The 7,748-nt window shown below is 39.8% G+C and carries 9 protein-coding genes; 5 read left to right on the forward strand and 4 right to left on the reverse strand.

The window, feature by feature from the left end:
* The first annotated feature begins 408 nt into the window (after positions 1 to 408).
* The 4 genes from frdA to frdD are packed head-to-tail and all read left to right on the forward strand — an operon-like array spanning position 409 to position 3,719.
* Positions 409 to 2,205, forward strand: coding sequence for a fumarate reductase (quinol) flavoprotein subunit (frdA, locus tag AACU98_RS17735; RefSeq protein ID WP_004252782.1), 1,797 nt, complete (start codon positions 409 to 411; stop codon positions 2,203 to 2,205).
* The gene (locus AACU98_RS17740) at positions 2,198 to 2,935 is read left to right on the forward strand and encodes a succinate dehydrogenase/fumarate reductase iron-sulfur subunit (protein WP_004248868.1); all 738 of its coding nucleotides are present in this window, start codon (positions 2,198 to 2,200) and stop codon (positions 2,933 to 2,935) included. The genes frdA and AACU98_RS17740 overlap by 8 nt, the downstream gene beginning before the upstream one ends.
* A 14-nt stretch (positions 2,936 to 2,949) precedes the next feature.
* Positions 2,950 to 3,345 (forward strand): fumarate reductase subunit FrdC, encoded by a 396-nt coding sequence (gene frdC, locus AACU98_RS17745; RefSeq protein ID WP_004245411.1) that lies wholly within the window; start codon positions 2,950 to 2,952, stop codon positions 3,343 to 3,345.
* Positions 3,346 to 3,359: 14 nt separating this feature from the next.
* Positions 3,360 to 3,719, forward strand: coding sequence for a fumarate reductase subunit FrdD (frdD, locus tag AACU98_RS17750; RefSeq protein WP_004245412.1), 360 nt, complete (start codon positions 3,360 to 3,362; stop codon positions 3,717 to 3,719).
* A gap of 76 nt (positions 3,720 to 3,795) precedes the next feature.
* On the opposite strand, the gene sugE is transcribed toward frdD, so the two are convergent.
* From sugE to hydN, 4 genes are all read right to left on the reverse strand, one after another.
* Positions 3,796 to 4,110: a quaternary ammonium compound efflux SMR transporter SugE gene (gene sugE, locus AACU98_RS17755; protein WP_004245413.1), complete on the reverse strand. Its 315-nt coding sequence runs from the start codon at positions 4,108 to 4,110 to the stop codon at positions 3,796 to 3,798.
* A gap of 135 nt (positions 4,111 to 4,245) precedes the next feature.
* Positions 4,246 to 4,536 (reverse strand): hydrogenase maturation factor HybG, encoded by a 291-nt coding sequence (hybG, locus tag AACU98_RS17760; protein ID WP_004245414.1) that lies wholly within the window; start codon positions 4,534 to 4,536, stop codon positions 4,246 to 4,248.
* 8 nt (positions 4,537 to 4,544) lie between these two features.
* On the reverse strand, positions 4,545 to 4,886 hold the full coding sequence (gene hypA / locus AACU98_RS17765; protein ID WP_004245415.1) for a hydrogenase maturation nickel metallochaperone HypA: 342 nt from the start codon (positions 4,884 to 4,886) through the stop codon (positions 4,545 to 4,547).
* Between the two features lie 73 nt (positions 4,887 to 4,959).
* A complete protein-coding gene (gene hydN / locus AACU98_RS17770; protein WP_004248867.1) occupies positions 4,960 to 5,517 on the reverse strand; it encodes an electron transport protein HydN in 558 nt (185 codons plus the stop codon).
* Between the two features lie 400 nt (positions 5,518 to 5,917).
* On the opposite strand from hydN, the gene AACU98_RS17775 reads away from it, so the two are divergent.
* Positions 5,918 to 7,531: a sigma 54-interacting transcriptional regulator gene (locus AACU98_RS17775; protein ID WP_004245418.1), complete on the forward strand. Its 1,614-nt coding sequence runs from the start codon at positions 5,918 to 5,920 to the stop codon at positions 7,529 to 7,531.
* Positions 7,532 to 7,748 lie beyond the last annotated feature (217 nt).

Below are 7,748 nucleotides of genomic sequence, written 5' to 3' on the forward strand. Positions count from 1 at the left end.
AAAATCAGTCAATAACAAAAAACCATTGTTCTTTGTAATTCAAATTATCTATACTTTAAAAACGAATTATTCATTGCTAACTTTATTTTTATTTTAGAATTAAATATTTTATTTTATGCTCAAGTTTATCTGGTTAATTATTAGTAAAACCGAGAATTCTTGGTGTAGATCACACTTTTTTTGTGAAATACGGGAAAACCATCATTCATATCAAATTTCCGTACCTTACATTTCGTTATACTAAAATTACAGTCAATGATAATAACGATGTTATCAAGCGTAGTCACAAGGCAGTGAAACATTTTCGTTACGGATAGCTTAAAAAAATAGCATTACTAAATTAATAATGTCAGTGAATTGAATTCTAGACAATTATTCCAATTTTCACTTGAACAATGGAGAAGCGCAGTGCAAACCTTTAATGCCGATATAGCGATAATCGGAGCCGGGGGCGCAGGCTTACGAGCAGCAATTGCTGCAGCGGAAGCAAATCCTCAACTGAAAATTGCTCTGATCTCAAAAGTTTACCCTATGCGTAGCCACACTGTGGCAGCAGAAGGCGGATCAGCAGCAGTGACTCAGGCTCACGACTCCTACGACTTTCACTTCAATGATACCGTTTCTGGCGGTGACTGGTTGTGTGAGCAGGATGTCGTTGATTACTTCGTTGAGCATTGTCCAACAGAGATGACTCAACTAGAACTCTGGGGCTGTCCTTGGAGCCGTAAAGAAGACGGGTCAGTCAACGTCCGACGTTTTGGTGGGATGAAAATCGAACGGACTTGGTTCGCCGCCGATAAAACCGGCTTCCACATGTTACACACCCTGTTCCAAACCTCTTTAAAATACCCTCAAATTCAACGTTTCGATGAACATTTCGTTCTCGATATCCTTGTTGATGAAGGCCACGCTCGTGGTGTTGTTGCTATTAATATGATGGAAGGGACGAAAGTTCAAATTCGTGCTAATGCTGTCATTATGGCAACAGGTGGCGCAGGTCGCGTTTATCGCTTTAATACTAATGGCGGTATCGTTACAGGTGATGGTATGGGGATAGCCTTACGTCATGGCGTGCCACTGCGTGATATGGAATTTGTGCAATATCACCCAACTGGTTTACCGGGTTCAGGTATTCTGATGACCGAAGGTTGCCGTGGTGAAGGGGGTATTCTGGTCAATAAAGATGGTTACCGTTATCTACAAGATTATGGCCTAGGACCAGAAACACCATTAGGTAAACCCGAAAATAAATATATGGAATTAGGTCCTCGCGATAAAGTTTCTCAAGCATTCTGGCATGAGTGGCGCGCGGGTCGTACCATTAAAACTCACCGTGGTGATGTTGTGCATCTTGATTTACGTCATCTGGGTGCGAAAAAACTTCATGAACGTTTACCATTCATTTGTGAACTGGCAAAAGCGTATGTGGGTGTTGATCCAGTTAATGAACCTATTCCAGTTCGTCCAACTGCACACTACACCATGGGTGGTATCGAGACTAATCAGCGCACAGAAACACGTATTAAAGGTCTGTTTGCGGTGGGTGAGTGTTCATCTGTCGGCTTACATGGCGCTAACCGTTTAGGTTCTAACTCACTGGCTGAACTTGTAGTATTTGGTCGTCTTGCTGGGGAAGAAGCCGTTCGTCGTGCCCAAGAAGCAACCCCTGCTAACGCATCAGCATTAGATGCACAAACTCGTGACATCGAAGACAATTTGAAAAAACTGATGAACCAAAAAGGTTCTGAAAATTGGGCTCAGATCCGCGATGAAATGGGTGAAGCCATGGAAGAAGGTTGCGGTATCTATCGTACACCTGAATTAATGCAAAAAACCATTGATAAACTGACTGAACTAAAAGAACGTTTTAAACACGTAGAAATTAAAGATACCAGTAGCGTCTTTAATACTGATTTACTGTATAAAATTGAGCTTGGCTTTGGTTTAGATGTCGCTGAATGTATGGCGCATTCTGCATTCAATCGTAAAGAGTCTCGTGGTGCACACCAACGTCTTGACGAAGGTTGTACTGAGCGTGATGACGTGAACTTCCTTAAACACACTCTGGCATTCTATAACCCAGAAGGTGCACCGCGTTTAGAATATAGCGATGTGAAGATCACCAAATCTGCTCCTGCTAAACGTGTCTATGGTGGTGAAGCGACTGCACAAGACAAGCAGAATAAGGAGAAAGCGAATGGCTGATGACATGAAGCACGTTAAGATGGAAGTCATGCGCTATAACCCCGAAACGGATGATGCGCCTCATTTCGTCACTTATGATGTGCCTTACGATGAGCAAACCTCATTATTGGATGCATTGGGTTATATTAAAGATAACTTAGCGCCAGATCTGTCTTACCGTTGGTCTTGCCGTATGGCGATTTGTGGCTCTTGTGGCATGATGGTTAACCGAGTCCCAAAACTGGCTTGTAAAACCTTTATGCGTGACTACCCAAATGGGGTGAGAATCGAAGCGTTAGGTAACTTCCCTGTCGAGCGCGACCTTGTCGTCGATATGACTCACTTTATTGAAAGCTTAGAAGCGATTAAACCTTACATTTTAGGAAATGATCGTAAGCCTTCAGAAGGTCCAAATAAACAGACTCCTGCTCAAATGGCGAAATACCACCAATTCTCTGGTTGTATCAACTGTGGTTTATGCTATGCAGCATGTCCTCAGTTTGGTTTAAATCCTGAGTTTATTGGTCCTGCAGCGATTACGTTAGCACAACGTTACAATACCGATAGCCGTGACCATGGGGCTAAAGAGCGTATGCCTCAATTAAATGGTGAGAATGGCGTCTGGTCTTGTACTTTCGTGGGCTACTGCTCTGAAGTCTGTCCAAAACATGTGGATCCTGCTGCGGCTATTCAGCAGGGTAAAGCAGCCAGTGCGCAAGACTTTGTCATTGCCATGCTGAAACCACGTTAAGGAGGAAACAAGACATGACAACAAAACGTAAGCCTTATGTTCGTGGTATGCAGCCAAACTGGTGGACGAAACTCGGTTTCTATCGTTTCTACATCACCCGTGAAGGAACTTGTTTACCACAACTTTGGTTCAGTCTGGTTGTACTGTTCGGTGTATTTGCACTGAAAAATGGACCAGAAAGTTGGGCGGGATTCGTTGGATTCCTAAGTAACCCAATAGTGATGCTGATTAATATTGTGACCCTTATCGCAACGGTATTCCATACGGCCACTTGGTTTAAGCTTGCACCGAAAGCCGTTAATATCGTCGTTAAAGATGAAAAATTACCACAAGAGCCTATCGTTCGTGGTTTATGGGGTCTAACCATCGTCGTGACTGTCGTTATTCTGGCAGTGGCGCTAATTGTTTAACCCAGGAGGAAATAATGAATCAGAATCAACTTCCTAAGCGCTCTGATGAACCTATTTTCTGGGGATTATTTGGTGCAGGTGGTATGTGGAGTGCGATTGTCTCTCCAGCAATTATTATCCTGCTCGGTATTCTAATCCCGATGGGTATTGCGCCAGAAGCATTTACTTACGATCGTATCATGGCATTTAGCCAAGGTTTTATTGGTCGTATTTTCTTACTGCTAATGATTATTCTGCCAGTTTGGTGTGCATTACACCGTATTCACCATACGTTGCACGATTTTAAAGTGCATGTACCTGCTAGTAATTGGGTATTTTATGGTGCTGCAGCAATTATTAGTGTTATCGCAATTATTGGTGTTTTTACACTATAATCGCTTGATAAATAAAATTAAAGCCACTCATTGAGTGGCTTTTTTTATCGCTAAACTGTGTGAATATTACTGACAATTAGCTCGCCAATTTCAAACCAATAATACCGAAAACAATCATCGCTAAACTCAATAAACGATAAATATTGGCGGATTCACCAAAAACGATAATACCAAAGATAGCCGTACCAACGGCACCAATACCGGTCCAAATGGCGTAAGCCGTACCCGCAGGTAAGCCTTTCATCGCATACGATAACATCCCCATACTCACGATCATCGCACTGATCGTAATAATACTTGGTGTTAAACGGGTAAAACCATGAGTGTATTTAAGACCAACCGCCCACACAATTTCTAATAGGCCAGCGACAAAGAGAATTATCCAAGACATAAACTACTACCCCTATTGATAATTGGGGTCGTCCCCTGAATATACAGATTAAAAAGCTGGGTCGTCCCAGCCTTTGAAAAGTGAAAATAGAGTATAAGAAAAAGTCAGCAACCATGCAAATAGTATTAAATTTGCTCAAGCACGTTTAGCTGTACTTTCCTCACCATAGAGAAAAGCACTCACATCATCTTCGACTTCCCCCATCGCCATCAATGCGTTAAGGGTTTCTTGTGCTTCTTGTTCGTTAACGATACTCATGGCAAAACCCACATGCACTAATACCCACTTACCAATCATCGTATCAGGCTCGCCTTCACAAACTAATGCGATATTCACTTCACGCTTAACACCACAAACATCGACCAATGCATTTTCAGTGATGGTTTTTCCCACTTCAACAACTTGACCTGGAATACCAAGGCACATAACAACCCCTATTCGATCTCTATTTGTTTTATGCGCATTGCATCGTCATTCTCAACCCGCAAATTTTGACTACCACAAGCAGGACAACCTGCATTAAAAGTCGAAACAGTCACCACTTGATGGCAATCCCAACACCATGCTTTAGCTGGGATAACCTCAATATGTAGCTGGCAACCTTGTGCGATAGTATCTCGACAAACAATATCAAAGCAAAACTCAAGTGCAGAGACTTCAACACAAGATAGTGCGCTGATCTCCATCCAAACGCTTTTTACTTTTTGCGCATTATTTAATTTAGCTTGTGAGTCAATTATCTCAAATGCGCTCTGGCAAAGCGTGATTTCATGCATGTCTATACCTTACTTGAAGCAGGATAAATAATAGCAACTATAGTATCAGGACATAGTTGCTTTATTCTTGATCTTAGAACAATAAATCAGCGCCTGTTTCAAAAGCCGCTTTACGACGACGCTCTTTAACCATATCTTCAAGTGCATCTCTATCAATACAGACTAATGCCTGCGTTGGGCAGACCTCAACACAAGCAGGACCTTCAGCACGGTGATGACATAAATCACATTTATTGGCTTCAGCTTTAAATGCTTCAATCGTATTGAGAGCGGTTAATTTACGCATAACCGGACGAGAAACCACTTCCATAGTGCCATAAGGACAAGCCAAGACACAGGTTTTACAACCAATGCATTTATCCTGATCGACATAGTAATAATCTTTATTATGAATAATGGCACCATTAGGACAGACATTGGCACAAGGAGCATCTTCACATTGATGGCAGACAACTGCGGTACTAATTGAAAAGCCTTTCACCACATGAATGCGTGGTTGGAAATTTTGCTCACTAATTTGGTCGATTGCTAAATTATCTTGGGAAGCTTGCTGATGTGAAACAACACATGCTACTTCACAGGTATGGCAACCAATACACTTTTTAGGGTCTGCAATGATGAAACGGTTCATCATATTCTCCTGCTGTTTGTTATATATAGCCGTTATATTGGCGATAAACGCAATTAATTATCTAATTTAGAATAACAATTAGGTATCTATATATTAGATATAGCATGGTTCATGCCAATCTATTTTTAAATTAACTAATCCTTATTTTTCAATTAAATAATTTGCAAATAAAAATGATTATTAATTAGGAAAATTATATTTCGTCAATTTATTCGACATTTTTGACGATCTAATCAATCAATATATAAATAAATATATATCGATTTGTTAAATTTATATTTTTTACTTTCCCGTTAAATAAGAAAATAGCGGTTTGGATCAAAAATGACTCAGTCATTGATATAAATTTATAATAAAGCGATTACAATATAGTTAATTTTTTAGGGCAATCGGTGGTGTCATGAAATTAAGCAGTAACAATGCTGAAACTATGGAGAGCCTTCGCAGTGAGCGGAATCAATATCGTATACTTGTCGATATTACAAATTCTGTATTAGCGCATCTAGACATGGATGGCCTCATTTCTGAAGTATCTAAAGAAATACATCGTTTTTTCGGACTTAATCATATTAGTCTGATGTTATGTCGTACTTCATCACAAAATAGTCATGAAGGTATTCTTTATTCTAGTCGTTATCAGACAGGAAAATCTGTCATTCGTCAACAACGTAAGTTCAGTAGCGCCAATAACAAAGCCGAAGAAATTATTCATCAAAACAAACCCGTTTTAATCGATATCAATAAAGAAGATCAAGACGATGTTTTGATTAAACGTCTCGTAAAACAAAATATGCAGACGGCTTTGTTATTGCCACTGGCTTTTAACCGTAAACCGCTAGGTTTATTAATCCTAGCGCATGAAATAAGTAGTGTTTTTACTGAAGAAACTTGTCAATTATTGCAACAAATTGCCGCGCGCATCGGGATTGCAATTGAAAATGCCGCCGCTTATGAAGAGATAACTCACCTTAAAGATAGCCTTAAGAACGAAAATATTTGGCTTAATGAGCAAATAAATAGAAATGGTAGTTTTAGCGAGATTATTTATCAAAGCGATGCCATGCATAATGTACTAGAACAAATTGAGTTAGTCGCTCAAAGTGACAGTACTGTACTTATCTTAGGCGAAACAGGTACTGGTAAAGAGTTAATTGCACGAGCGATCCATCGTTTAAGTCATCGTAAAAATAAGACGATGATAAAAATGAATTGTGCAGCAGTACCTTCCGGTCTGTTAGAAAGTGATCTTTTTGGACATGATAAAGGCGCTTTTACGGGTGCAACACATGCCCATGTGGGTCGATTTGAAATGGCAGATAAAAGTACGCTTTTTCTCGATGAAATTGGCGATATGCCCATTGAATTACAGCCAAAACTATTACGGGTTCTCCAAGAGCGTGAAATTGAAAGATTAGGTGGTAATAAAGTTATTCCTGTGGATGTACGCTTAATTGCAGCGACCAATAAAGATTTATGTGAACTGACGGATGAAGGGGAATTTCGAGAAGATCTCTATTATCGTCTGAATGTTTTTCCTATTATTATCCCGCCATTACGGGAGCGACCTGAAGATATCCCCTTATTGGCAAAATATTTTACGCAAAAAATTGCCCGCCGCATGGATAGAAAAATAGACTGTATTCCAACACATGCTTTGGAGCAATTAACCCATTATCCTTGGCCGGGAAATGTACGAGAGCTTGAAAATATTATTGAGCGCGCGGTTATTTTAACTCGAGGCTCTACGCTAAATTTGCAACTAAAAGAGTTAAATATCAATAAACCATCTCGTTTAAAACAAGTGCTTTCGCAACCATCAGCCATAGAAAAAAAGATGCAAACTAGCGCACCTGAAAGTGATGATGAAGAGCGTGAGCGGATAATACAAGCCCTTAGAGAAACTAACGGTGTAGTGGCTGGTGCCAGAGGTGCGGCATTAAAATTAGGATTAAAAAGAACCACCTTATTATCACGTATGCAACGCTTAGGTATTTCCATTCCTGAAATTCTTTAGTTTTACGACCACTACAGCCGATATTGTAAAACGAGTGTAATTAATTTGTTACACTCGTTTTTTTCTGTCCATTGGCAACTTTTTTATCCCTATCTATAATTTTAGTGGTTATATTTCTTTAATTATTATCACTAGTTAATTAACGCTAACTTATTATAAGAATATAAATAATCCATGGAGCATATTACCTATGAATGACCTGCTTACGAATAAAATT

The sequence above is a fragment of the Proteus sp. G4380 genome (assembly GCF_963885725.1).
GTDB lineage: Bacteria > Pseudomonadota > Gammaproteobacteria > Enterobacterales > Enterobacteriaceae > Proteus > Proteus mirabilis.